Genomic DNA, 24785 nt, shown 5'->3' on the forward strand with positions numbered 1-24785 from the left:
CTGCTAATGTTTCGCACCATGAGCAAGCTCGACGCGGTCGACCTCGACCTGCTCCGCGCCCTGTCCGCCGACCCGCGCGCCACCGTCGTCGCGCTCGCCGAGAAACTCGGACTCTCCCGCAACACCGTCCAGGCGCGCATGAGCCGCCTGGAACGCGGGGGCGTCTTCCTCTCGTACGAACGCACCCTGTCGGCGGAGGCCCTGGGCTTTCCCATCGAGGCGTTCCTTCAGGTGACGGTGCGCCAGGCCGAGCTGCCGGCCATCCGTGCCGAGCTCGCCAAGGTGCCCGAGGTGCTGCAGGCGCACGGCCTCAGCGGACAGGTCGACCTGCTCGTGCGGGTCGCGTGCCGCGACACCCAACACCTGTTCGACACCGACGCCCGCATCCTCGCGATCGAGGGTGTCGAACGCACCGAGACCTCGCTCGTCATGGGCGAGGTCATCGGCTATCGCGTCGGCCCGCTGATGCAGCTGGCGCGCGAGGAGATCTAGCACCCTCCCGCGGGGCCCCGACCTACGGCGCCGGCACCACCGGGATACTCGCCGTCTCCGCCTTCTGCTCGGTCGGGCTGCCGGCATCCATCCGCACGAGAACCACACCCACGAGGATCAGCGCGCCCCCGACGAACTGGATCGGCGCGGGCGTCTCGCCCAGCAGCAGCCACGCGAACCCGAGCGCGAACAGCACCTCGCTGAGGCCCACGAACGACGCGAGCCGCGAACCGATCAGCGGTACGGCGATGACTCCGAGCGCGTAGCCGACGGTGGTCGCCACGGCTCCCACCCAGAGCAGGGGCAGGATGCCGGGGAGCTCGAGCCCCGCGAGCGACACGGTGATCGAGGGGGCGGCGAAAGGCAGCGCGCCGGTGAGCACCAGCGCCCCCATGAGCAGCGTTCCGGTGAGCAGGCCGCCGGCGGCCAGGGCGAGGGGTGGGAGGTCGTCGCCCGCGCGCCCGGCGATGACGAAGTACGCCGCGGCGCACACCGCGGCGCAGAGCGCGAAGATCGTGCCGAGCAGGTCGAAGCGCGCTCCGCTGATGTCGACGACGAGCACCAGACCCGCCATGGCGACGACGGAGCCGATCAGCACGGCCTTCGACGGCGAGCGGCGGGTGCGCACCCACACGGCGATGACGATGAGCACCGGCGCGATGTACTGGATGAGCAGGGCGACGGCCACGGGCATCCGCTGCATCGCCGCGAAGTAGAAGAGCTGGCAGCCGGCGACGGCGGTGAGTCCGAACGACACGATCAGCAAGCCGTGCCGGCGCACGAACCCGCGCTGGCGGCGAATCGCGCGCACGAGCGCGGGTGAGAGCAGGAGCGCCGCGAGGCCCATCCGCACGAGCAGCACCGCGCCGAGCGACCACCCGCCGTCGAGCAGGGGTTTGACGAAGGGACCGCTCGACGAGAACGCCAGGGCCGAGGCGACGGCGATCGCGAGCCCGGTGACGGCGGTGGAACCGCGGTGGGTGGGAGGCGGGAGGGTCACGGAAGACGTGGTCATGCGGGCCTGCTGTCACGAGTGAAGGGGGTTTACACTCGTGACAGTACGGCCTCGACCTGTCAGGAGTCAACGTGGTCTTCATTCGTGACACAGAACTCGTGCTGCGCGCCGCCGTCGAGCTCGTCAACACCCTGCCCCACACGGAGGTCAGCGGGGTCGACACCCTCGTCGACGCTTCCGCTCTCGAGGCCTTCACCGAGACCCACGGCTACACCGGCTCGCGCACGCGCGACGCTCGCGAGCTGACCGCCGTGCGCGGCATCCGGCCCCGACTGCTCGCGCTGTGGAGTGCGGATCGCGACGGGGCCGTCCCCCTGGTCAACGCGATGCTCGCCGACGGGCGGGCGCTCCCCCAGCTCGTGCGTCACGACGGCCTCGACTGGCACATCCACGCGAGCGACCCCGCGGATCCTCTCGCGACCCGCATCCTCGTCGAGACGGCCCTCGCGTTCGTCGACGTCATCCGCGCCGACGAGTACGACCGCGTGCGCGTGTGCGACGCCGACGATTGCAACGGCGTCTACGTCGACTTCTCGAAGAACGGTTCGAAGCGCTACTGCGACGCCGGCAACTGCGGCAACCGCATGAACGTCAACGCGTACCGCAAACGCAGGGCGGACGCTCCGGCATGAGGCCGTCTTGATCCTGATCGAGCAGGCCTACTGCACGAACTCCCGGATCGCGGATGCCGCGGCCTCCGGCGTCTCGTAGTGGATCAGGTGCCCGACCTCGGGGATCTCGACGAGCCGCGCGTCCGGGAACAGGGTCGCCAGGTGGCGCTCGGCCTCGATGGGCGTGATGTCGTCCTTCTCGGCCGCGATGAGCAGGGTGGGCTGCGCGATGCGCGGGGCGAACTCGCGCACGTCGTGCGAGACGCTCGTGACGAAGGCCTCGTGCAGCACGTCGCGGTCGGCGAAGCGTGAGAAGTACTCGTCGTGCTGCTCGTGCACGAAACGGCGCAGGTCGGGGTCGCGGGTCTTGGCCATGGCGTTGCTCATGACGCGCACGATGAGGCCGTTGCGCAGCAGTGCGTCGCCGAGCACGCGCGGAAGCTTGGCCCCCGCCAGGTAATAGAACACGGCGAGGCGGGTGAGGATCCCGCGCGGCCCCTCGAGCGCGGGCGCTCCGATCGGATTCACGAGGACGAGTTTCGGCGTCGACAGCCCGCCCGCCACCGCCGCGGACGACACGATCGAACCGAACGAGTGGCCGAGCACGATGGCATCCGGAGCGACCTCTCCGACGAACGCGCGCAGCCACGCGGCGTAGGTGTCGAGATCATGGGGGCGGCCGACCAACGGCGCGGTCTCGCCGAATCCCGGGAGGTCGGGAGAGATGACGCGGATGCCGGGAAGATGCGCGACCACCGGATCGAGCCCGTGGTGCTCACCGCGGAAGCCGTGCACCGCGACGATCGTCGTCTCGGCGTCGTCGTCGCCGTAGACCCAGTACGCCGTCGTCCCCCCGAGAACACCGGCCTCGCGCCGCACGACGGGGATCTGGGCGAGTCGTTCGGCGTAGGGGTTCGGCATGCGTCGAGTCTACGAGGGGGGTCGGGCAGGACTCGTCGGCACCGATCCACCGGGAGCGGGGGCGCGCAGGCCCTCGCGTTGTGCGGGAGGAGATTGCTCGACGGGAGGAGACCTCTCGCCCCACGCATCCTGCGCTCGCCGGATCCCCTCCCGTCGCCGCGCGTCCTGGCCCGCTTCTCCGCGCCGACCCGCGCTCGCCCTTTCTCGCGCCCGTGCTCCGGCAGGCGCGTCTTCCCTCCTGCACCCGTCGGCAGGAACGCTCTTCGTGATCCTTCCCGCTCTGCGCGCCTCGACGGCGATGTCGGAGCTCCGCTCTACCGTGAGCGCATGACCACGTGGCAAGCCGAGCCGCTTCCCCTCTTTCAGACGCCCGAGTGGGCGCGCCTCGTCGGCGTGTTCGACCTCGAGACGACCGGCGTCGATGTCGAGAACGATCGGATCGTCACCGCGCACGTGGGTGTGCTCGACGCCAACGGCCGCGTCGTCGACGCCCGCGACTGGCTCGCCGACCCGGGCGTCGAGATCCCGGCGGGGGCGGCGGCGATTCACGGCATCTCCACCGAGCGAGCCCGCGCCGAGGGCGCTCCGGCCCCGCGCGTCGTGGCCGAGGTCGTCGAAGCCCTCGGCGCGCTCTTCGCCGCCGGCATCCCGATCGTCGCCTACAACGCGCCCTTCGACTTCTCGATGCTGAAGAACGAAGCCGTACGACACGGCGTCGCCCCGATCGCCGACCCCTCCCCCGTCATCGACCCGCTCGTGGTCGACAAGACCTTCGACCGGTACCGCCGCGGAAAGCGCACGCTCTCCGTCGTCGCCGAGCACTACCGCGTCCCCCTCGAGTCCGCCCACGAAGCCTGCGCCGACGCCGTGGCGGCGGGCCGCCTCGCCCTCGCCGAGAAGTTCGGTCCCTGGCTGCCCTCGACCCTCGACGAGCTCCACACCCGCCAGATCGGGTGGGCGCGCGCGCAGGCCGCGAGCCTCACGGAGTACTTCGTCAAGATCGGGCGGCTGGATGCCACGGCTCCCGCGATCGACGGGGCCTGGCCGATCCGCTGACCCGGTCCCGCTTCTCGACCGCCCGTCCTCGATCCCCGCCGCGCCGAAGCGGTCGATGCCCGGGCGCCCCTGCTCTGCTTCCGCTATGCATCTCCTGTGACGAACGTCGTCCTTGATCGACACGCCACGGAAACGTGCCACCCCTAGCGTGGCGCCAACGCTCTCGGTGGCGACCTTATGCGCGACGCTGCCGCACCTTCTGAAGGGACGACACAACCCATGCGCCACGCTTCCGCAGCCACGCCCTCGAAGCATCCCGTTCTCCGTCGCCCCCTCCTGGCCCTCGGCGCCGCGGCGCTCGTGGCCGGACTGATCTCGTCAGCCGTCGCACCGGCGGTCGCGGCCGACCCCGTCGACGGAGCACGCACCGCGGGAGACGCGATGTTCCCCAACGTCGGCAACGGCGGCTACGACGCCCTCGACTACGACATCGACCTCGCATGGACTCCCGACGCGGTACAGACCGGATCCGTCGTGGCGGGCTCCGTGGTCGCGACCTCGACCATGACCGCCCGTGCCGCCGAGCCACTGCGCAGCTTCTCGCTCGACTTCGAGGGACTCGTGGTCGACTCCGTCACCGTCGACGGCACCCCCGCCGCCTGGCAGCGCGACAGCGATGCCGGCGCGATCCGCCACAAGCTCATCGTCACCCCCGCCTCCCCGGTCAGCGGCGAGTTCCGCGTGACGGTCGCGTACCACGGGGTCCCGCAGGCCCACGTCGACGCCGACGGATCGTACGAGGGCTGGAACGCCACGACCGACGGGGCGACCATGCTCGGTCAACCGGTCGGCAACATGACCGGATTCCCGCACAACAACACCCCGGGCGACAAGGCGACCTACTCGATCTCCCTCGATGTCCCCACGACCCTGAGCGACACGGCGGGTCAGGGGTCCGCTCCGGCCGCCGCGGTCAGCAACGGCGAGCTGCTCTCGACGACGCCGTCGGCCGACGGCACCCGCACGACGTGGGCGTGGCAGCAGACCGAGCAGATGGCATCCGAACTGCTCATCATCTCGATCGGCCGCTACGACGTCATCGAATCGACCGTGACGCTCAGCGACGGCAGCACGATCCTGGCGTGGTCGTTCGTCGACTCGACCTCCACGACCGCGAACAAGGCGACCGTGACCAGCGCCGTGGATCAACTCGGCCCGATCATCCGCAACCTCGAGTCGATCTACGGTCCGTACCCGGGGCGCAGCGCGGGTGTCGTCGTCGACCGCGTCCCGCGCGGGATCAACTACGCGCTCGAGACGCAGGACCGCTCGTTCTTCCCCACGCGGATCGGCTTCAGCACCCTCGTGCACGAACTCGCCCACCAGTGGTACGGGAACAACGTCTCCCCGACGACCTGGACCGACATCTGGGTCGCCGAGGGCATGGCCACCTGGTCCGAGAGCTTCTACGCCGGCAGCGACGGGTTCGGAACAGGCACCCCCTCACGCGAGCAGCAGTTCGACGCGTGGAGCGGCACACCGGCGGGCGACGGCGCCTGGAGCATCGCCCCGGGCGCCCAGACCGACTCCGCCTCCCTGTACGGCTACCAGACCTATGACCGTTCGGCGCAGTTCTGGGCGGCTCTGCGCGTGGCGATCGGCGACGACGCGTTCTTCGACGTCGTGCGGCAGTGGCAGACACGCAACGCCGGCACGAGCAAGACGGGGGCCGACCTTCTCGCGCTCGCCGAAGAACTCTCCGGCCGCGACCTGCGAGCGTTCTATCAGGACTGGATCCTGGATGCCGACAAGCCCGCGTGGCCCGATCAGTTCACGCTCTCGCTGACGTCGTCCGCGACCGCATCGCTCGAGCGCGCCGCCACCGCGAGCTACACGCTCACGGCCGAGAACACCGGGCTGGTTCCCTTCGCCTCCGCGACCGCGACGCTCGATGTCGGCGGCATCCTGAATCGGGCCTCGATCGACTCGGCCACCCTGCCCGACGGTGTCGCCCTGACCGGCGACGACCTGGTCTGGACAATCCCCGCGACGGATCCCGGCCAGACCGCCGCGACGACGTTCGCGGCGACGGTCTTCGACGAGGCCTCGGGCGGCGCCCTGACCACCGAGGCCGCACCGAGCCTCGGCGGAACGTGCGCATCGTGCGCGAGCACTCTCGCGGTGCGGGAGTACCCGGTCGATGCGCAGGCACCGGTCATCACCGGCGACACCGCTGTGGGCTCGACGCTCACGGCGACCACCGCCGGTTGGACCGACGACACCTCGTTCACGTACTCCTGGGCCGTCGACGGGGCCTCGATCCCGGATGCCACGACCTCGACCTTCACGATCCCGCCCACCGCCGAGGGGCGTACGGTGACGGTCACCGTCACGGGCGGTCGCGCCGGCTACCTCGACCAGACGCGGACGAGCGCCCCCTTCGGACCGGTGGCCGCGGCGGCGGCGGCGTCACCCTCGGCTTCGCCGTCGGCATCGGCTCCGGCCGCGCCGCGCGCCCCCGGACAGCTCGGGGCGACCGGCTCGGAAGCGCCGATCACGGCGGCGGTGTGGGCCGCGGCCGCGCTGATCGGCGGCGCGGTGCTGTCGGTGGTCGCGGTGCGCCGTCGGCGAGTTGCGCGAGGTGAGGATTCGGTCTGACCGCTTCGGCGAGGACGCCCCTGCTCCCGGGTTGCCGGGGGTGGGGGCGTCTTCTCGGCTGGACAGCCCGCCGGATGGGCCGAGATGGGGGCGTCGTTTGGCCAGACCACCCGGAGCATCGCCGGGAGCGGAAGAGTTATCTAACCATCTCGCTCTGCGCGCCGCCGGGAGGAGCACACCTGACCACCCCGCCCTGCGCGCCGCCGGGAGGGGCACATCTGATTAAACCGCCCTGCGAGTCGCCGGGAGCGGGGGACGTCGGGTGCCCGCATCACCCTGCGTGTTACCGGGTGCGGAGCGTCGTCTGCCCTAGCCACCTGCGCAGGGCGTCATCTCTCCGAGCGGCCGGCAGCTCGTCAACGTCCGTGTCAGCGGGCGCGGTGCCAGGTGGTGATTTGGAGCCGCCACCACGCGACCTGCGAACGCGGCCACGATAAGAGTTTCCGCCCGAGAACCGAGGGCGATCACTTTTCGGCGCCAGGGCCCTGCGCACTCGCGTTGGGGTCCGCGGAGCCGGGTCGCGCGTCTGGACGCCGACCAATGCGGGACGCGCGTTCTGCGCGGGGCGCGCAGTATCGGGACCATCCCCTCACCTGACCCCTCCCGCAGGCTCCGGCATCCCCGCCAGCAAATTTCCATCGGCAGATCCCTCTCCTCCCTCGAAATGAGCTCGGGCCCTCGTTGCGCCATCGCACGGCATCCGCCCTGGCACACCGGCATCCCAGGACATTTCCCCTGCCCACGAATCGCTCGTCGACGTCGCCGGACTCGCTCGCTCAACTCGTCGAAGGGGGGCGATTCACCGTGTGCCTTCCCCGCGGAAGTCAATGTCGGTGGTCGGCGATAACGTTCTGCCATGACCCGCACCGCACACTCCGAAGACCGGTCGACGCCGGTGTTCCGGGAGTGCGACGGGGCGCCCTGGCCGAGCGACGAAGAGCTCGAGCTGGAAGCCGAATGGGCAGCTTTCCGCGAGAGCCGCGACGTCGAATGGTGGGTCGACGATGACCTCCCGCCCACGAGCTCCGTGCCCTTTTCTTCTGCGCAGGGCGTGCCGCCGCACGTGCCGAACCGGCTGGATCCCGTCGTTGGCGACGGAGCCTGGGAGTGGGACGACATCACCGACCTGCTCGGCGGCGAAGCTGCATCGGTCGCCGACCTCGACGCCCGCCTGGGACATCTCGAATGCGTCGTCACCGATCGGCAGCGGGCGACCGCCGACGAATACCGCCTGATTCTGGCGATCCTCGACGACGCCGCCTTCGATCCGACGCCGTGGGTCGGGCCTGACCCCACTCTCGATCGCGCCTGGCAGGACGCCCGAGGCCGCACGCCCGGCGCCGTCCGACGCGACCGCATCGATCTCGCCGAACGTGCCGCCGTCGCCGAGATCGCGGTGCGCCTGCACCTCTCCGAACAGACCGTGCGCACGAGGGCCGCCCACGCGCGGACGCTGTCCGACGGGTGCCCGCAGCTCTGGAAGGCCTTCGCCGAGGGACGCCTGTCCGAGAAGCACGCCGTCGACGCAGCCCGTCTGGCCTCGACTCTTCCCGCCGGCGATGCCGACGCCTTCCACCGCTTCGACGACGAAGCGTGCCCGCAGGCATTGGCTCTCCCCCCGGCGAAGTTCGCCGTCACCGCCCGCGCCATTCGCGAGCGTGTCCACGCCGAGTCGATCGAGGCGCGCCACCGCCGGGCCGCACACGACCGCGGCGTGTGGATGCGAGCCGAGCTCGACGGCATGGCGTCGCTGCACGCCCTGCTGCCCGCCGACCGCGCTCGCGCCGTGATGTCGCGTCTCGATCAGGCAGCCCGGCATTTGCGCGCTGCGACCGACGAAGAGCGGACGCTCGCGCAGCTGCGTGCCGATGCCTTCGCCGACCTGGTGATTATGAGTGACGACCCACCCGAACCGACGGCATCTTCGCCCTCGGCCCCCAGCGCCACCGTTTTCCCTCCTTCACGCGCCGACGCTGCAGTCCCCGTCCCTCCCCCGGCAGCCGCCCCGCGCACTTTCCGCTCGGCGCCCCCGGCAACCGTCGTCGTCACGATCCCCGCACTGACGCTTCTCGGCCGCGACACCGAGCCCGCCACGCTCGAAGGGTACGGACCGATCGACCTCGACACGGCCCGGCGCCTGGCCGGCACGGCGACCTCGTGGATCCGGCTTCTCACCCACCCCGTCACCGGCACCCCGCTCATGCTCGACCGCAAGACGTACCGTGTACCCGTCGCCCTCCGGCGATGGCTCGGCGTCACCTCGCCCAGCTGTGTCTTCCCCGGCTGCGGCCGCGCGGCGCGGGACTGCGACATCGACCACCTCATCGCGTGGGCCGACGGCGGTACGACGGACGACGACAACCTCGACCCGAAATGCCGACACCACCATCGCCTGCGTCATGAGAGCCGGTGGGACATCGATCGTGGAGCAGACGGTGGCACCGCCTGGATTTCACCCCTGGGTGGGAGGTACGGCACGGATCCGCCGCCGTTCTAGTGACCGAGCCGCAATGACGTTCGTGACGAAACGGGATGCCGCGCCGTCACGATGCGTGACACCCGTGACGCGCCCCGGGGCGTGTGCCGCGGCACCGGGCCCGGCATCGGCCGCAGCGCCACTTTGCTGCCCCGACCATGACGCCCGTCGCGCAATGGTCCGGATATTGTTTCGATCCCCCAGCCCTGCCGCAGCCCTGCCGCAGCCCTGCCCCTGCCCCAGCCCCAGCCCCCCAGCCCTGTCGCAGCCCTACCCCAGCCCCAGCCAGAGCCCCAGCCCTGCCAGACTGTTCCCGTGACCGTCCGCATCGCCACCGTCCAGGCCGAAGCAACCCCCGGCGCCGTCGAGCTCAACATCGCGCGTGCCGCGCAGCTCGTCGCCGAGAGCGCCGAAGCCGGAGCAGAACTCGTCCTCTTCCCCGAGGCCTTCCTGACCGGCTACGACGAGGCCACCTTCGGCGGCACGCTGCCGAACCTCGATGACCTCACCTGGCTCGCTCCCCTGCAGGAAGCCGTCGACGAGACCGGCGTCATCGCCGTGGTGAACACGGCGCTCGACGATGGCCACCGTCGAACGCTGACCGACGTCCTGCTGGCTCCGGGCGCGCCGCCCCTCCCCGCGTACGCGAAGCAGCACCTCCACGCCCCCGAGCGCACCATCTTCGTCTCCGGCGCGCGGGGATACTCGTTCCGCATCCGCGATGTCGAGTTCGCACTGTCGGTCTGTTACGACGCGAACTTCCCCGAGCACGCCGCCGCTGCGTCGGAGGCGGGAGCTACCGTCTACCTCAACAGCGGCGCCTACTTCCCCGGCGGCGAGCGACGTCGAGACCTCCACCTCGCCGCGCGCGCTCTCGACAACGGCATCTACGTCGTCTACAGCGGCCTGATCGGCGCCCCGAGCGACTTCATCGGCGGCTCGGCCGTCTTCGACCCCCTGGGGCGCCGCGTCGCGTCGGTCGACGAGCGCGAGGGGCTGGCCATCGCCGATATCGATCCCGCCCTCGTGGAGGACGTCCGCCGAGATCAGCGGATGTGGACGGACCGCCGAGAAGATCTGGGCGACTTCGAGCGGTCCGGCGACCTCACGGGACGCACCGCGCGAGCGACCGGCGCCTGACCCGCCCGCACCGGTCACGGGACGCGACGTGGGAACGACCAGCGTCCCGACCGCCCGCACCGCGAACGGGCCCTGCCGCACATGCAATCGCGTCCGAACCGCCGCGCGCTCCCCAGCGACTGACGGCATCGGCCGCACGTCATGCGCGCTCCGCCCGGGCCACCGACCGGCGGCGCTGCACCGCCCGAAGACACCGCCGCGCGCTGCCGAGACCAGCGGAGTTCCTTCGACGTCCTCACGGGAACACGCGAAAGCCCCCATCCCGAAGGACGAGGGGCTTTCGCGGCGAAAACCGCTGCGGATCAACGACCGCCGAAGTTGTTGCGTGACCACTACCGGCGTGAATGACTCAGGCAGCCTCCCCGCCCGGGGCGGTCTCCTCTCCATGACCGATCCCAAGCCCCTCCGCGCCGTGCTCTACGTCCGCCTCTCCAAGGAGTCCGCGCGCTCCACCTCGATCACCGGCCAGACCGACGACCTCTCGGTCATCGCCGAGCGAGCGGGCTGGGACGTCGTCGCCACCTTCACCGACAACGGCAAGTCGGGCGGCAAGGAGCGCGAGAACGCCCAGGCGGCCTACGACCTGTGGGCCCGCGGGGACGCCGATATCCTCGCCGTATACGCCTACGACCGGTGGAGCCGCATGGGCATCAAGACCCTCGCCGCCCTCATCGAGGTTGTCGACGCCCGCGCCAAGACCCCGCACCCGGCCACCTTCATCGCCGCCCGCGAGGGGATCGAGTCCACACAGCCCGACTGGCAGCTCCGCGCAGCTTTCGCGGCCGACATGGCGAAGCGCGAGCGCGACCTCGTCTCGAGCCGTCAGACCGCGGCGCGTGACCGCATGCGCCGCCAGGGCCGAAACGCGGGGCACGGCGTCCCGCCCTTCGGCTACCGCACAGGCCCGCACCCGACCCTTCCCGTCGGCCGTGGCCTCCACGTCATCCCCGAGGAGGCCGACGTCGTCCGCGAGTTGGCCGAGCGCCTCATCGCTGGCGAGTCAACCGTCAAGCTCGCCGACGAACTAACCAAGCGAGGCGTGGCGACGGCACATTCCGAAGCCCGACGGGCAGCCCTAGCGGGATTGCCCGTGGACGGCCTGGACCGGGGCCGATGGAAGGCCGGACGTCTCGGAAAGACGTGGACGTCAGACCATCTATTGGGCCGAATCTCGAACAATGGCGCGCCGTTGCTCGACGAGAGCGGCGAGCCATTGGCGCCGTTCGAGCCCATTCTCACCCTAGAAACCGTCCTAGCGATCCGCGATCGATTCACTCCCGACAAGCAAGGGCAGCTCTACCGCCGCGCCTCAGGTCTCCTATCTCGCATGGCATTCTGCTCCGGGTGCGACCGCCCGCTCTACCCGCGGCGGACCTCCGTGAGCGAGCGCAACCCCGATGGGTACATCAACTACGGTTGCTCCGCTCAGGCCGCGGGCGTCTCCTGCGCCGCGAAGGTCACGATAAGCGCCCGAAAGCTCGAGGCGGAGGTCGTATCCCGCTACCTCGCGGCTCGCGGCGAGCTTCCCGAGACCCGCGTCGTCTCCTACTTGTCGGGTGGGGCACCCGCTGGCGAACTGTCCGCCCTTGAGGCGCGCCTCAAGGAGCTAGCGGGGCGCCTGGCGGCGGCCGACGACGAGGAAGAACTCGAAGCGCTGACCTCTGCAATGGCAACACTGCGCGCCCGGCGTAAGTCGCTCCGCGGCCAACTCGCGATACCCGCCGAGCGGGTTGAAGCGACGGGGCGCACCTGGGCCGAGGCATGGAATGAGTCACCGGAGCGCGAGACGCGGCGGCGGATGCTCCTACACCTGATAGACCACGTCGTCGTCCACCCGGTGAGCGCGTCGAAACGGGTTGTCATCTACTGGCAGCCCGAGCGCCAGCCGCCTGAGTGAACCGCGGGCCAGCGGGACAGGCCCGTCCCGGCAGCGGGACAGGCGCCGGGACGGTGCGCCGGGGCAGGCCGGGATGACGAAATGACGATTTGAACGTCATTCTCTATTACTTGCTCTAGGAACCAACTCACTATGTAAAGGAAGGGGAAGTGACGTTCAAATCGTCATTTCGTCATCCTCCCGGAACCCTGGGCAGCGCCCACCCGTCAGGCGGTCTCCTCTGCATCCCCGTTTCCCGCGGGGTGACCTCCCATCTAAGGACCGCTCATGACGACTTCCCGCCTGTCCACCATCGCCACCCGCGTCCGCAACGCCGACGACCGCGACGCGCTCGCCCTGGCGCTCGACGAAGCGGACGAGGCGCTCGGCCTCGTTCTGACCCTCGGCTACTCGGCGCCCACCCTGGCCCTCGCCGGCCTGGCGTTCGACGACGCCAACAAGTTCGCCGACCTCGCACCGCACGCGCGCGCCGACGCCGCTCGTCGCTTCGCCGTGCTTCTCGACGTGATCGACGAGCTGACCCGGTGACGGCCCCGGCTTGCGCCGGGTGCGGCGGTCCCGTCCCCTACCTCGGGCGGGGCCGACCCTCGACGACGTGCTCCCCCGAGTGTCGTCGGACTGTCCGCGCTGAGGCCGCCCGCTCGCGGCGCGGATCAGACGACCCCTCCCCGGGCGACGTGCCGCCCATCCCTGAGCGCATCCGCGATGGACTGGCCGCCAGCGCCGCCGAGCGCGCCAGCGCCCACGAGGACCGCCGCAAGGGCATCGAGGACGCGGAGTCCCTCTTCGCCGCGCACGATGACGACGGCGGCGTCAGCCCCAGCCTCGGGGCGCTCGGCTACGCCCGGGTTTCGTCCGGGCGCGACGGACGCACCATCTGGGACTCCGACCCGGCGCAGAAGCATCAGGCGTCCTACGCCTCCCGAGAGGCCACCCGCATCCGCGAGGAGTGCGTGCGCGAAAGCATCCGACACGCGCTCTCGGCCGCGCGCCGCCTTGGCGTCTTCGACCCCGCGGACGTCGACCTCGGGCCCGCTCGAGAGGCGGGCAACGAGCGCGCCGACGCCATCCTCGCCGCCCTCGCCGCGTAGCCATTCCGGCTACGGGCAGCCTCTCCTATAAGTGAGGGATCGCGCACCGCTCGTCGGCGCGCAGCTCTCCACGAACGGCCCCCGGTCTACCGCGCGTAGGCACGGGGGCCGTTCCATTCGCCCTCGGGCTTGAGCGCGCCAGGTGCGCGCCCGCCCACGGGGCTTCTCCCTCTTTCGACGTAGCGGCAGGTCCGTCCGTCACATCACCGCCAGGTGCGGCTTCCTTCCTTCTTTCAGCCTCGGCGCTTTCATCTGCGCCCACCCCTCAAGGAGCCTTCATGGCCAATCTCTTTCAGACTGACGCTGTCGCCGTCGGCGGTGTCGCTATCCGTCTCGCGGCCCGCAATTTCCACCTCGCCGAGGTCGCGCAGCGCTTCGACTCGTCCGACTTCACCTCGGGGCGCGGCGACACGGTCTACCTGACCGTCCCCGGCGCACTCTCCGCCCACGGCCGCGCGCTCGACGACATCACCAACCGCATCATCAGCGACCGTCTCTCCGAACTCCGCGAGCCGATCCGACTGTCGACCCATGCCTACTCGTCCGTAGTGCTGACCGAGGCGGACCTCAGCCTCAACATCGTCGACCTGAGCAAGCAGGTTCTCAACCCCCAGGCCCAGGCCGTCGCGGCGAAGGTCGAGGCGGCCCTCGCCACCGTCGTCGGAACGATCGTCACCGACAACTCGATCAAGTACGCCGCAGCTAACCCCGTGTCTCTCTTCACGAAGGGGCGTGCAGCGCTCCGCGCCAAGGGCATCGACGTCACACAGGAGCGCCTCATCGCCCTCGTCGGCTCGACTGTCTACGACACCCTCCTCGACTCGGGCGCCCTCGACGCCGAAAAGCTTGGCGGCGATGCCCAGGCCCTGACCAAGGGCGCCGTCGGACGCATCCGCGGCTTCGAGGTGATCGAGTCCACCGCCGTCGGCGCTACCGAAGTGGTCTTCATGACGAAGACCGGCTCGCTGTACCTCGCCAACCGTGCCCCCGAAGTTCCGGCCGGCGTATACGGCGCCAAGGTGCGACACGAGACCTTTGAGCTCCGCTCCATCCAGGACTACGACGCCGCCTACACCGCGCAGCGGTCGGTACTGTCCACCTTCGTCGGCGCCGGCATCCTGCCCGCCTACCGGGCAACCCGGACCGAGGACGTTGCAGTCCAGGGCGCGGCCGATTTCGTCGCCGGGTCGGTGACCCTGTCCCCCATCCCGGGCGGCGCAACGGTCAAGGCCAACATCACGAACGTGTAATGCAACTTGCTCCGCCATGGCCCCGGCGTCCTAAGGGGCGGCGGAGTGCTCGCGGCCTCACCGGGTAGGTACGGCGCGGCGAGAGCACCCAGCGACGGGGAGTCGCGTGGGGTGAGCGGGCGGTCAGCCTAGGTCCCTGACGCGGCATGCACGGCCCGTCCCCTTGACCTCCGAGGGGGCGGGCCTTACGACCCGCCGAGAAGCTGCGTTATAGCCAACGCCGTTTGCGGAGCTCCGCTCGTGATACCCACCGAGACAGGAATGCCCCATTTGTCCCAAAACGCGGACCACAGGTCCGGCTTGCTGGAGGCACTCTCCGCCTGACGCAACACGCCGATGAGCCGCTCGACAGCCTCTTCCAGCGCGGCATCGCCCATGATTTCGAAGTTGTCGAGCACCTCCTCCACGTGCAGCAGAAGGCGCGCAATATGCAAGCGCAACATCTCCGGGAGAGAGTCATCGTCACGGAGACCGCCACGAACCTCAGCGACCATCTCGCGGATGCCGTCACGCTGAGTAGCGGTGCTCCCTGGAACTGATTGGTCCAGTAGCGATGCCACCCAGGTCAGCACTCCTATGTCACCGGGCTGAGGAGTAAATCGATTGGCCGCCGAATTGATCTCTCCCGTGTTTCCGTCCACGTGAGCAAGGACGCCGCGCTTCCATACAGGAAGCAGATCAGCGAACGTGTCGACCGGGTGTCCCTGCGCACGCCAGATAGGAAAATGCTCCTCAATATCGTTCAAGGCGGTCCACAATGCAGTGAATGAGTGACCGTCCTTGTCACTCAAGCTCGCGCCAAAGAAGTTGATGAGCAGCCGGGCTGGGTTATGCGACATGCCGCGAGCATATCGGTGAGCAAGTCGACCCCGGCCCCGACAGACGCGCGAGAGCGAGACGCACCCCGGCCTCGTCGCCCCCTGACCCGAGAGGGGTGGGGAGGGGCTCCCCCTACCCCCATCGCTCCGAGCCCGGGGAGGCATAGCGTTCGACGGTCGATACGCATAGCTTCCGGTTTTTCCGCAGAGCGCCCCCGTTCCCCGGTTTCTACCCAGCCCGGAATTCCGCGTGATTCCGCACCCCCGGCGCCCCGAGCCCGGGCCTCAGAGAGCCTAAGCGAGCCCCACGACACGCCGTAAAACGGCCCCAAAACTCCGCGCTAAGCCCCGTTTCACCCCATGAGACGGGGCTTTTATCGTGCGCCCAGCCCCTCGGAGGTGCCTATGGCTGACACAGTCGGCTTCGCCACTATCGGCATCATCGTCTCGGCCAACTCGGCAGCCTCGGCGGGCAACCTCGCGAACCTGACCGGCATCGACGACCTCGGCGAGCACGGCAAACGCGGAGGAACCGCCCACGGCACCGCAATCTTCGCCGGAGCCTCTCGCGCCCTCGCTCCTCTCGCCGTCGCCTCGGCGGCCATCGGCGGCGTCATAGGCGTCGTCTCCTGGGGCAAGGCCCAGGTCGAGGCCCTCGGCCGAATCGAGCAGATCAACACTCAGACGGCGTCGGTCATCAAGTCGACCGGCAACGCCGCGAACGTCACGGCCGAGGGTGCCGAGGCCCTCGCGGGCAAGCTCGAGGGCCTGACTGGCACGGAGGCCGAGAGCATCCAGGAGGGAGCCAACCTCCTCCTCACCTTCAAGAACATCCGCAACGAGGCCGGTGCGGGCAACGACATCTTCGATCAGACGACGACGGCCATGGTCGACATGGCTCGAGCCATGGGCACCGACGCATCGAGCGGCGCCATGCAGCTCGGTAAGGCGCTCAACGACCCCGTCGCCGGTATCGCTGCCCTGTCGCGCGTCGGTATCACGTTCTCCGACGACCAGAAGACCCTCATCAAGTCCCTCGTCGAGTCCGGGCAGACGATGGAAGCCCAGAAGATCATCCTCGCTGAACTCAATTCGCAATTCGGCGGGTCGGGCGCAGCCTACGCGCAGACCTACGCCGGGAAGATCGACTTTCTCGGACACGCCTGGGGGACGTTCGGAGAGACCCTCTTCACCGGAGTCATGCCCGCGCTCGGGACGGCGGCCGTGTTCCTCACGCGCGTCACCGAAGTTGCGACCGGCGTGATCGACGTTCTCTTCAACGGGAACTTCGACGGCGGTCTCTTCGCCGCTCTCGGGACCACTGAGGACTCCGGCGTTGTCGACTTCCTCTTCAACGTCCGCGACCTCGTCCTCGACCTGTGGTCGGCCATCGCGGCGGGTAGCCCCGACGGCATCGCCGAGGTCTTCACGGGCCTCATCGCGGGAGCCGCGGGCGCGGCGGCCCAGGTCCACGCCGCCCTCTTCGACGCCCTGCCCGCGGTCCCCTCCACGGTCCTCTCGATAGCCCCCGCGCTCGTTGACGCGGCGGCCCTTGTCTTCGGCTCCCTCATCGACGGCATCGTCCAACTCCTGCCCTACCTGACCAAGGCCGTACCCGCCCTCCTCCCGGCCCTGACAGGCGCTCTGGGGGTCGCGGTGCCGGGTCTACTCAACGCCGCCGTAACACTCTTTCAAGGGCTCGTGACGGCCGTCACGACGGCGCTCCCGCTCCTCGTGACAGCGCTCGTCGACCTGCTACCGGCGCTTACCGGCGCGCTCGTCGGCATGCTGCCCCTCCTCGCTGAGGCGGCCCTCGCGCTATTCACAGGCCTTCTCACCGCCTTCGCAACGGCGCACGCCGCCATCATCGCGGCGACCCTCGACCTCCTGCCGATGCTCGTGAGCGCCGTTATCGAAATGGTCCCCTTGCTCGTCGGGGCCGCAATCGAGCTTTTCCTCGGCATCGTCCTCGGGCTCGTCGACGCCCTCCCCCAGATCATCCGAGCCGTCCTGGAACTCCTGCCCCCGCTCATCACGGCGCTCGTCAGCATGGTCCCCGTCCTCGTCCGAGCGGCCGTCAGCCTGTTTCAAACGCTCGCCGAGACCGTCCCGGGCATGCTCCCCGAGGTCGTCGGGGCCCTCAGCCAGATCGGCGGCGCGATCGTCACCGTCCTCGGCGGCCTCGGACGAACCCTCCTCCAAGCGGGTATCGACCTCGTGCGGGGACTCGTGCAAGGACTCATGAACGCCGCGGGCACCGTCGTCGACGCCCTCCTCAACGTCGCCTCGGGTGCCGTGGACGCGTTCAAGAACTTCCTCGGCATCCATTCGCCGTCGCGACTCTTCATCGGCATCGGCACCGGCCTCGGCGACCAGCTCGCCGAGCAGATCAGCGAAGCCCGCTACCCCGCCCCTGAGCCCTTGAACCCCGCCGACATTCCCGACGGCGGCCTCATCGGCGAATGGCAGCGCCGTCGCCAGGCTGCCGCCGAGGCAGAGGGAAACACCTTCCGCATCAGCAACGTCCGCGACGGACGCGCCACCGCGGCGGCCATCGCACGGCGGCGCACGGGTGCCGCGTAACAAGAAAGCCCCCGTTCCCTTACCGGAGCGGGGGCTTTTCGTCGTTACGCTCGGGCCATGGAGCCCCGTGTCTTCGTCCTGATACTGACCGCCCTCGCGTTCATGCTGCCCACGCTCGCCGCGATCCTGACATACCGGTCCGCCGCCCGCGCGATCACGCTCGCGGACTTCCAGGCAGCGGAGTATCGACGCATCTACGAAACCTTCCTCGAGGAGGCATCCGGCAGCCGCGACGAGGCCGCGGCCCGCAAATACGACGCTGCCTACGCGGCCATCGGCTATGAGCCACCCACCTACACGAACATGGTTTCGGCCCCCATGCTCGCGACCGCCCGTGCCGTTCGGGCGGTGCTCACAGGGGCAAGGTCGAACGCCTGGCTCGCGCTCTCAGGCCTCGTGTGTGGCTTCACGGCGTCCGTGTGGTCGCTCTACCTGCCTTCCGCCTAGGCTCGGCGCATGCTGACTCCGGCCGAAGTTCGATCACGCTGCCGCACCGACGCAGAGGCGTCCTTCGAACGACTTCAAGGCGCGGCAGCGTCGGGCGACCCTGACGAGATTCGGCGCTCCTTGGCCGGTGTCCTCGGCGATCTGTATAGGTGGCGCGTGTTCGAATGCCGGGCGATGAGTGAAACGACAGGAACCGTTGTGAAGCACTTCGGCGGCATCAGCTCAGAGGGGGAACTTCTCGAGGGGCTAATACTCTGGCGCGACATCGCGGAGCATCACCCAGAACAGCTCGTCGAACTCCGGCACTACCCCCTTGTCCCCTCACCGGACCTCACCACGTCGGCTCACCTCTACACCGGCCACAACCTCTGTATCGTCCGCGCCGAAGAGGAGCCGCAACGCATCAGCGAGGAACGGAGACCACGTCGCGAGGTATTCCGCGACCGAGTCGCAGGTAAGCCGCTCCTCCCGATTGTGGAACGCTGCATCACCTTCCTCGGCGGGCTCACGTCTTGAGTGACCTTGTCGCCGCCGTCCCGCCGCACGAGCCGGCCGAGGACACACTCGTCACGGTGGCTAAGGCGGGCCTATCTCTCATCCCCGGCGTCGGCGGTCTTCTCGCCGAGACGCTCGCACATGGCATGCAACTTCGCCAGGGAGCGCGACAACACGAATTCAACGAACGTGTAGCGCGGCGTCTCGACGCTCTACTCGCTTCCGCCGCACATCGGGTCACTCTGGACGACGTTCTCAACTCCGACGAGTTTCTTGCGGGCGTCACTCGCGCGTCGCGCATCGCAGCCGAGACGGCATCCCATTCCAAGCGGGAACGTCTGGCCGCGGCCGTCGCCAACTCCGGGGAGTGGTCAGCCTTCGTGAAGCGAGAGCGAACGGAGTTCGCCCGTCTAGTCGAGGACTTCGATGACCTTCACGTCTGGCTGCTGCACTATCTCAACGACCCCGGAGAGTGGCTCGAGAAGAACGGCCACCTCCCGTCTGGGGTGCGCGCGGAGGACGTCATCGGCTTCCCAAAGCCCAAGCCGCACCTCACCTCAGGCGATGAGAACCCGCTCACGACCGTCTTCGGCGTCCCGTTCAAGACTTACTACCCCGTGCTTATGCAGGTCGTAGGTGACCTCGAGCGCACCGCTCTAACAAGCAACGAGCTACGGGACCAACTCAGGCGGTTATGGCCAGCACTGCACGGTGTGACCAACGACAAAGGCCGTCGGTTCCTGGAATTCCTCGGGGAACCGAGTTCGAGCGACGCGGCAGCTCCTGAGCTCTGACGGCTGCATCCGCCCAACGAAAAGACCCCTCTCCGTCAACTACACGGAAAGGGGTCTTTCGTCGTTGTGCGCCTCACTGAGACCCGATAATGGGGTTGGGCGGTCCCGGGCTACTAGTCCTAGTCCGGGCCCGCCTCACGCTGCCTGTAGCGCCCGCACCCCGACTGCCTCGCGCGCCGCGTCGACAAGCGACTTAAGGTCGCGGTCACCGATGCCGCCGTGCGCCGGTCCCGCCAGGACGAGGCTGACGAGCGCCCGTGCCCCGTCCACGAGAAGCGCGCGGAGCGTCGTGTCGGCGAGGTCCGCCGCCTCGGCCGACTCACACCGCGAGCCCGTCGCGTGCAGCGCGCACGCCCACCGCAGACCGACGCGGCGGACGGCGTCCTCGTCTTGGCGGATCAGGGCGGCGAGTTCGTTGATCGATTCCATGTCGTTTCCTTCCGTCGGCGCCGGAGCGGCCCCGTTGGCAGTCAACGTACCACACAGAAAATGCCTGATCAGTCGCGCAAACAGATACGCGCGAGTGGCCTTGCGCGAGGGATTGAGCGCAACCCAGATACGCGAAAACGCCCCCTCGTCCGAAGACGAAGGGGCGCCCCGTTTGACTAACGCCTTATTTCGCACCAAAGTTCTTGAAGCGCTGGTTGAACTTCTCGACGCGACCGGCCGAGTCCATGATGCGCTGCTTGCCCGTGTAGAACGGGTGCGAAGCCGACGAGATTTCCACGTCGATGACGGGGTACTCCACGCCATCCAGCTCGATCGTCTTGTCGCTGGACACGGTCGAACGGGTGAGGAACGTGTCGCCCGAACCGAGGTCGCGGAACACGACGGCCTTGTACGTGGGGTGGATGTCAGTCTTCATGGGAGGTCCTTTGAGAAGTGGTGTCCTGGATTCTGCCAGGACGTCAAAGTCTTCGGCGCCGATGGCACCAACGGAAGAGTCTACCAGGCCCCGACCCGAGCCGCCGTCACGGTCTCGGACAGCGACCGGTCAGGACGCGCGAGCAGCCCAGCGCCCCGCTTCGTGCGTGAGCGTGATGTCGAGACCGAACGTCTTCGACAGGTTCTCCTCCGTGAGAGCCTCATCGAGGGGCCCGGATGCCACCGCCTCGCCGTCACGCAGAAGCAACACGTGCGTGAATCCGACGGGAATCTCCTCGACGTGGTGGGTCACCATCACCATCGCCGGCGTGGTGGGTGCTTGCGCGTATCCCGAAAGCAACGCCAGCAGCTCTTCGCGCGCACCGAGGTCGAGGCTCGCGGTGGGCTCGTCGAGCAGCAGAAGCTCGGGGTCGGTCATGACAGCGCGGGCGATCTGCACGCGCTTCTGCTCGCCGTCGCTCAGTGTCCCGAACGTGCGGTCGGCGAGGTGGTCGAGCTTCCACTCGGCCAGCACCCGCAGCGCGCGACGCTCGTCGATGTCGTCGTACGCCTCGCGCCAGCGCCCGACGACGGAGAAGGCCGCCGTCAGCACGACGTCGAGCACGCTCTCCTCCGGGGGTACGCGACGCGCCATCGCCGAAGATGCGAAACCGATGCGGGGACGCAGCTCGAACACGTCGGTACGACCGAGACGTTCGCCGAGGATCGTCACCGAACCGGACGTCGGATGCAGCAGCGTGTCGGCGAGCTGCAGAACAGTCGTCTTCCCCGCGCCGTTCGGGCCGAGGACGACCCAGCGCTGGTCATCCGACACCGTCCAGTCGAGGTGGGACACGATGTCCCGCGCGTTCCGGCGGACGACGACGTCGGAGAACTCGAGAACCTGGGGCATGAATCTAGCCTACTGTCCGAGACGGACGGAACCGGATGCCACGCGGCCCTGTGGAGGGCGGGTGGGGGACTTCTCCTCCCTCCCGGCGAACTCCGCGTACACCGTCGCGACAGGCGCCGGGAGACACCCGCTCTACTTCCCCGCGACCTCCGCGTAAAGCGCCGCGGTCGTCTCGGCGATCGCCGCCCAACTGAAGTCCTCGACCGCGCGCTGACGCCCGGCCTGTCCGTAGGCCCGGGCCTTCTCGGCATCCATCGACACCTCCGTCAGCACGCGGGCGAGGTCGGCGACGAAGCGCTCGGGATCCACGGGCGTCCCGGTGCCGTCCTGCACCTGGTCGATCGGCACGAGTCGTCCGGTGACACCGTCCACGACGACCTCGGGAATCCCGCCCGTCGCCGTTCCGACGACCGCGGCGCCGCACGCCATGGCCTCGAGGTTGACGATCCCCAGCGGCTCGTACACCGAGGGGCAGACGAACGTCGTCGCAGCCGTGAGAATCGCGCACAATTCGTGCCGCGGCAGCAGCCTCTCGATCCACACCACTCCGTCGCGGGTGGCCTGCAGACCCCGGACGAGCTCCTGCACCTCGGCCATGATCTGCGGGGTGTCGGGCGCGCCCGCGCAGAGGATCAGCTGCACCTCGGGCGGCAGCTGCTCCGCCGCGCGCAGCAGGTAGGGAAGGCCCTTCTGCCGGGTGATGCGCCCCACGAAGACGACGGACGGCCGCGAAGGGTCGATCCCCTGAGACCGCAGGAAATCGTCGTCCGACACCGGATGCCACGACTCGGTGTCGATGCCGTTGTAGATGACCCGCACCTTGTCGGGGTCGAGCGACGGATAGCTGCGCAGGATGTCGTCGCGCATACCCGAACTCACGGCGACGACGGCCGCCGCCCCCTCGTACGCGGTCTTCTCGATGTAGCTCGACACCGCGTACCCGCCGCCGAGCTGCTCGGCCTTCCACGGCCGGAGCGGCTCGAGGCTGTGCGCGGTGACGACGTGCGGGATGCCGTGGAGAAGGGATGCCAGGTGACCGGCGAAGTTCGCGTACCAGGTGTGCGAGTGCACGACGTCGGCACCGGCGATGTCCGAGACGATCGCGAGATCGGTGCCGAGGGTCTGGATGGCGCCGTTCGCCGACGCGAGCTCCGTCGGGACGCCGTACGAGGTGGTGTCGGCCTCGTCGCGCGACGCGCCGAACGCGCGGACCTGCACCTCGGTGCCCTCGGCACGCAGCGCTTTCACAAGTTCGGTGGCGTGGACCCCGGCGCCGCCGTAGATCTCCGGCGGGTACTCCTTGGTCACGATGTCGACGCGCATGAGACGAACCGTAGTACACGGCGAGACGCGCCGTGAACGTGTTCCCGCCCGCTCCCCCGAGCCCTAGGGTGGTGCCATGCCTGCAGCGCCGAAGGTCTTCGGAATCATCCTCGCCGGCGGCGAGGGAAAGCGACTCATGCCCTTGACGGCTGACCGCGCCAAACCCGCCGTGCCCTTCGGCGGTCAGTACCGCCTCATCGACTTCGCGATCTCGAATCTCATCAATTCGGGCCTGCGTCAGCTCGTCGTGCTGACGCAGTACAAGTCGCACAGCCTCGACCGGCACATCTCCCAGACGTGGCGCATGTCGCCCATGCTGGGCGCGTACGTCGCCTCGGTCCCGGCGCAGCAGCGACTCGGAAAGCGCTGGTTCTCCGGATCCGCCGACGCGATCCTGCAGTCGATGAACCTGATCCGCGACGAGAAGCCCGACATCGTCGTCGTGATCGGCGCCGACCACGTGTACCGCATGGACTTCAAGCAGATGCTCGACGCCCACATCGCCTCCGACGCGCGGGCGACGGTCGCCGGCATCCGCCAACCGATCTCTCTCGCGAACCAGTTCGGCGTCATCGACACCGACCCGACCGACCCCACCAAGATCCGCGCCTTCCTCGAGAAGCCGCAGAACCCCGAAGGGCTGGCCGACGCTCCCCACGAGGTGCTCGCGTCGATGGGCAACTACATCTTCGACGCCGACGCCCTGGTCGAGGCCGTCACCCACGACGGCGAGCTGCCGACCTCGGCGCACGACATGGGCGGCGACATCGTCCCCTACTTCGTCAATCGCGGTGAGGCGGCCGTCTACGACTTCAACCGCAACGACGTGCCCGGCTCGACGCCGCGCGACCAGTCCTACTGGCGCGATGTCGGCACGATCGAGTCGTTCTACGACGCGCACATGGACCTGATCTCGACCCTGCCCGTGTTCAACCTGTATAACAACGACTGGCCCATCTATTCGCAGACGTTCAACGCTCCGCCGGCGAAGTTCGTGCGCGACTCGGTCGGCCGCATCGGCAACGCGATCGACTCGATCGTGTCGCTCGGTTCGGTGCTCTCGGGAACGCACCTCGAGCGCAGCGTCGTCGGCCCGTGGGCCCTCGCGGGGGGTGGCTCAACCATCACCGACTCGGTGCTCTTCGACAGCGTGCAGGTGGGCGCGGGAGCACGCATCCACCGCGCGATCCTCGACAAGAACGTCGTCCTCGAACCCGGTGCCACCATCGGCGTCGACCGCGAGCGCGACCTCGCCCGCGGATTCACCGTCACCGAGACCGGCATCACCGTCGTCGGCAAGGACGTGCACGTCCACGCGTGACCCCAGAGGCCGATGGCCTCGGATGCGAGAGGGGCGGTGACCGAACTGGTCACCGCCCCTCTTCTGCATCGGGAGGGGGGTTCAGACCCCCACGCGCTCGAAGGCGTCACGTGAGATCCGCGATGAGGCGGGTCGGGCGAGACGCGCTCGCACGGAGAAGCCCTCTCTCAGACCCCCACGCGCTCGAACGCGTCGCGCGAGATGCCCTTGGCGAGAACGGCCTTCGACCACTCCTTCGCGGTGTGCAGGCTGTGGTCGCGGTAGTTGCCGCAGCTGAACGCATCGGTTCCCGGCACGTCGTCCCACTCGACCTCCTCGACGATCGCGCGCAGCGAATCGGAGACGGCGTCGACGAGCGCCGCGACCTCGGGCTCGCCCCACATGATCACGTGGAAGCCGGTGCGGCAGCCGAACGGCGAGATGTCGATCAGACCGTCGATGCGATCGCGCACGAGGCTGGCGAGCAGGTGCTCGATGGTGTGGAGCCCGGCGGTGGGGATCTCCTGCTCGTTCGGCTGCACGAGTCGCAGGTCGAAGTTCGAGATGACGTCGCCACGCGGCCCCGATTCGGTGCCGATGAGGCGTACGTACGGCGCCAGGACCGCCGTGTGATCGAGGGTGAAACTTTCGACGTCGGCCATGAGGAGGTCCCTTCTGAGGAAGCGGGGGTACCGCAGAAG

The 24785-nt window shown here is 69.0% G+C and carries 23 protein-coding genes; 15 read left to right on the top strand and 8 right to left on the bottom strand.

Annotated features, from left to right (window positions below; genetic code table 11):
• The first annotated feature begins 18 nt into the window (after positions 1–18).
• Complete coding sequence (locus DEU35_RS15960) at positions 19–492, top strand: Lrp/AsnC family transcriptional regulator (protein ID WP_056232426.1); 474 nt, start codon at positions 19–21, stop codon at positions 490–492.
• Positions 493–514: 22 nt separating this feature from the next.
• Here the strand turns inward: DEU35_RS15960 and DEU35_RS15965 are convergent, their stop codons facing one another.
• Positions 515–1507 (bottom strand): DMT family transporter, encoded by a 993-nt coding sequence (locus DEU35_RS15965; protein ID WP_116240097.1) that lies wholly within the window; start codon positions 1505–1507, stop codon positions 515–517.
• 71 nt (positions 1508–1578) lie between these two features.
• Here DEU35_RS15965 and DEU35_RS15970 point away from each other — a divergent pair, with 71 nt between their 5' ends.
• Positions 1579–2139 (top strand): CGNR zinc finger domain-containing protein, encoded by a 561-nt coding sequence (locus tag DEU35_RS15970; protein ID WP_103209755.1) that lies wholly within the window; start codon positions 1579–1581, stop codon positions 2137–2139.
• Positions 2140–2166: 27 nt separating this feature from the next.
• Here DEU35_RS15970 and DEU35_RS15975 read toward each other — a convergent pair whose 3' ends face one another.
• Positions 2167–3039, bottom strand: coding sequence for an alpha/beta fold hydrolase (locus DEU35_RS15975; protein WP_116240098.1), 873 nt, complete (start codon positions 3037–3039; stop codon positions 2167–2169).
• A 327-nt stretch (positions 3040–3366) separates the two neighbouring features.
• On the opposite strand from DEU35_RS15975, the gene DEU35_RS15980 reads away from it, so the two are divergent.
• From DEU35_RS15980 to DEU35_RS16015, 8 genes are all read left to right on the top strand, one after another.
• A complete protein-coding gene (locus DEU35_RS15980; protein WP_116240099.1) occupies positions 3367–4095 on the top strand; it encodes a 3'-5' exonuclease in 729 nt (242 codons plus the stop codon).
• A gap of 219 nt (positions 4096–4314) precedes the next feature.
• Positions 4315–6693, top strand: a complete 2379-nt coding sequence (locus tag DEU35_RS15985) for a M1 family aminopeptidase (RefSeq protein WP_181904675.1) — start codon at positions 4315–4317, stop codon at positions 6691–6693.
• Positions 6694–7549: 856 nt separating this feature from the next.
• Positions 7550–9190: an HNH endonuclease signature motif containing protein gene (locus DEU35_RS15990; RefSeq protein WP_116240101.1), complete on the top strand. Its 1641-nt coding sequence runs from the start codon at positions 7550–7552 to the stop codon at positions 9188–9190.
• Positions 9191–9484: 294 nt separating this feature from the next.
• Positions 9485–10309: a carbon-nitrogen hydrolase family protein gene (locus tag DEU35_RS15995; protein ID WP_116240102.1), complete on the top strand. Its 825-nt coding sequence runs from the start codon at positions 9485–9487 to the stop codon at positions 10307–10309.
• 385 nt (positions 10310–10694) lie between these two features.
• Positions 10695–12206 (top strand): recombinase family protein, encoded by a 1512-nt coding sequence (locus tag DEU35_RS16000; protein WP_147301893.1) that lies wholly within the window; start codon positions 10695–10697, stop codon positions 12204–12206.
• A gap of 267 nt (positions 12207–12473) precedes the next feature.
• Positions 12474–12734, top strand: a complete 261-nt coding sequence (locus DEU35_RS16005; protein ID WP_116240104.1) for a hypothetical protein — start codon at positions 12474–12476, stop codon at positions 12732–12734.
• 149 nt (positions 12735–12883) lie between these two features.
• Positions 12884–13297 carry a hypothetical protein gene (locus DEU35_RS16010; protein ID WP_116240105.1) on the top strand — a complete coding sequence of 138 codons (414 nt, stop codon included), beginning with the start codon at positions 12884–12886 and terminating at the stop codon, positions 13295–13297.
• 278 nt (positions 13298–13575) lie between these two features.
• Positions 13576–14547, top strand: coding sequence for a P22 phage major capsid protein family protein (locus DEU35_RS16015; protein ID WP_116240106.1), 972 nt, complete (start codon positions 13576–13578; stop codon positions 14545–14547).
• A 185-nt stretch (positions 14548–14732) separates the two neighbouring features.
• Here the strand turns inward: DEU35_RS16015 and DEU35_RS16905 are convergent, their stop codons facing one another.
• Positions 14733–15386 carry a hypothetical protein gene (locus DEU35_RS16905; RefSeq protein WP_147301894.1) on the bottom strand — a complete coding sequence of 218 codons (654 nt, stop codon included), beginning with the start codon at positions 15384–15386 and terminating at the stop codon, positions 14733–14735.
• A gap of 384 nt (positions 15387–15770) precedes the next feature.
• Between DEU35_RS16905 and DEU35_RS16025 the strand changes: the two genes are divergently transcribed.
• From DEU35_RS16025 to DEU35_RS16040, 4 genes are read left to right on the top strand one after another with little or no spacing between them, the layout of a single operon-like run.
• Positions 15771–17948: a hypothetical protein gene (locus DEU35_RS16025; RefSeq protein WP_116240108.1), complete on the top strand. Its 2178-nt coding sequence runs from the start codon at positions 15771–15773 to the stop codon at positions 17946–17948.
• A 57-nt stretch (positions 17949–18005) separates the two neighbouring features.
• Positions 18006–18395: a hypothetical protein gene (locus tag DEU35_RS16030; protein WP_116240109.1), complete on the top strand. Its 390-nt coding sequence runs from the start codon at positions 18006–18008 to the stop codon at positions 18393–18395.
• A gap of 9 nt (positions 18396–18404) precedes the next feature.
• Positions 18405–18911, top strand: a complete 507-nt coding sequence (locus DEU35_RS16910; protein ID WP_147301895.1) for a hypothetical protein — start codon at positions 18405–18407, stop codon at positions 18909–18911.
• Positions 18908–19684, top strand: coding sequence for a hypothetical protein (locus DEU35_RS16040; RefSeq protein ID WP_116240111.1), 777 nt, complete (start codon positions 18908–18910; stop codon positions 19682–19684). Before DEU35_RS16910 ends, DEU35_RS16040 begins: the two co-directional genes overlap by 4 nt.
• Positions 19685–19819: 135 nt before the next feature.
• Here DEU35_RS16040 and DEU35_RS16045 read toward each other — a convergent pair whose 3' ends face one another.
• The 4 genes from DEU35_RS16045 to glgA all read right to left on the bottom strand — a co-directional run bounded on the left by DEU35_RS16045 (position 19820) and on the right by glgA (position 22784).
• Complete coding sequence (locus DEU35_RS16045; protein WP_116240112.1) at positions 19820–20113, bottom strand: hypothetical protein; 294 nt, start codon at positions 20111–20113, stop codon at positions 19820–19822.
• Positions 20114–20297: 184 nt separating this feature from the next.
• Positions 20298–20549 (bottom strand): type B 50S ribosomal protein L31, encoded by a 252-nt coding sequence (locus DEU35_RS16050; protein ID WP_116240113.1) that lies wholly within the window; start codon positions 20547–20549, stop codon positions 20298–20300.
• Positions 20550–20678: 129 nt separating this feature from the next.
• On the bottom strand, positions 20679–21461 hold the full coding sequence (locus DEU35_RS16055) for an ABC transporter ATP-binding protein (RefSeq protein WP_103209770.1): 783 nt from the start codon (positions 21459–21461) through the stop codon (positions 20679–20681).
• Between the two features lie 132 nt (positions 21462–21593).
• On the bottom strand, positions 21594–22784 hold the full coding sequence (glgA, locus tag DEU35_RS16060) for a glycogen synthase (RefSeq protein WP_116240114.1): 1191 nt from the start codon (positions 22782–22784) through the stop codon (positions 21594–21596).
• Between the two features lie 76 nt (positions 22785–22860).
• On the opposite strand from glgA, the gene glgC reads away from it, so the two are divergent.
• A complete protein-coding gene (glgC, locus tag DEU35_RS16065) occupies positions 22861–24105 on the top strand; it encodes a glucose-1-phosphate adenylyltransferase (RefSeq protein WP_103209774.1) in 1245 nt (414 codons plus the stop codon).
• Positions 24106–24272: 167 nt separating this feature from the next.
• Here glgC and DEU35_RS16070 read toward each other — a convergent pair whose 3' ends face one another.
• Entirely contained in the window at positions 24273–24746 is a 474-nt protein-coding gene (locus DEU35_RS16070; protein WP_116240115.1) for an S-ribosylhomocysteine lyase, read from the bottom strand.
• Positions 24747–24785: the final 39 nt, after the last annotated feature.

The organism is Microbacterium sp. AG157, from assembly GCF_003385695.1.
Taxonomy (GTDB): Bacteria; Actinomycetota; Actinomycetes; order Actinomycetales; family Microbacteriaceae; genus Microbacterium; species Microbacterium testaceum.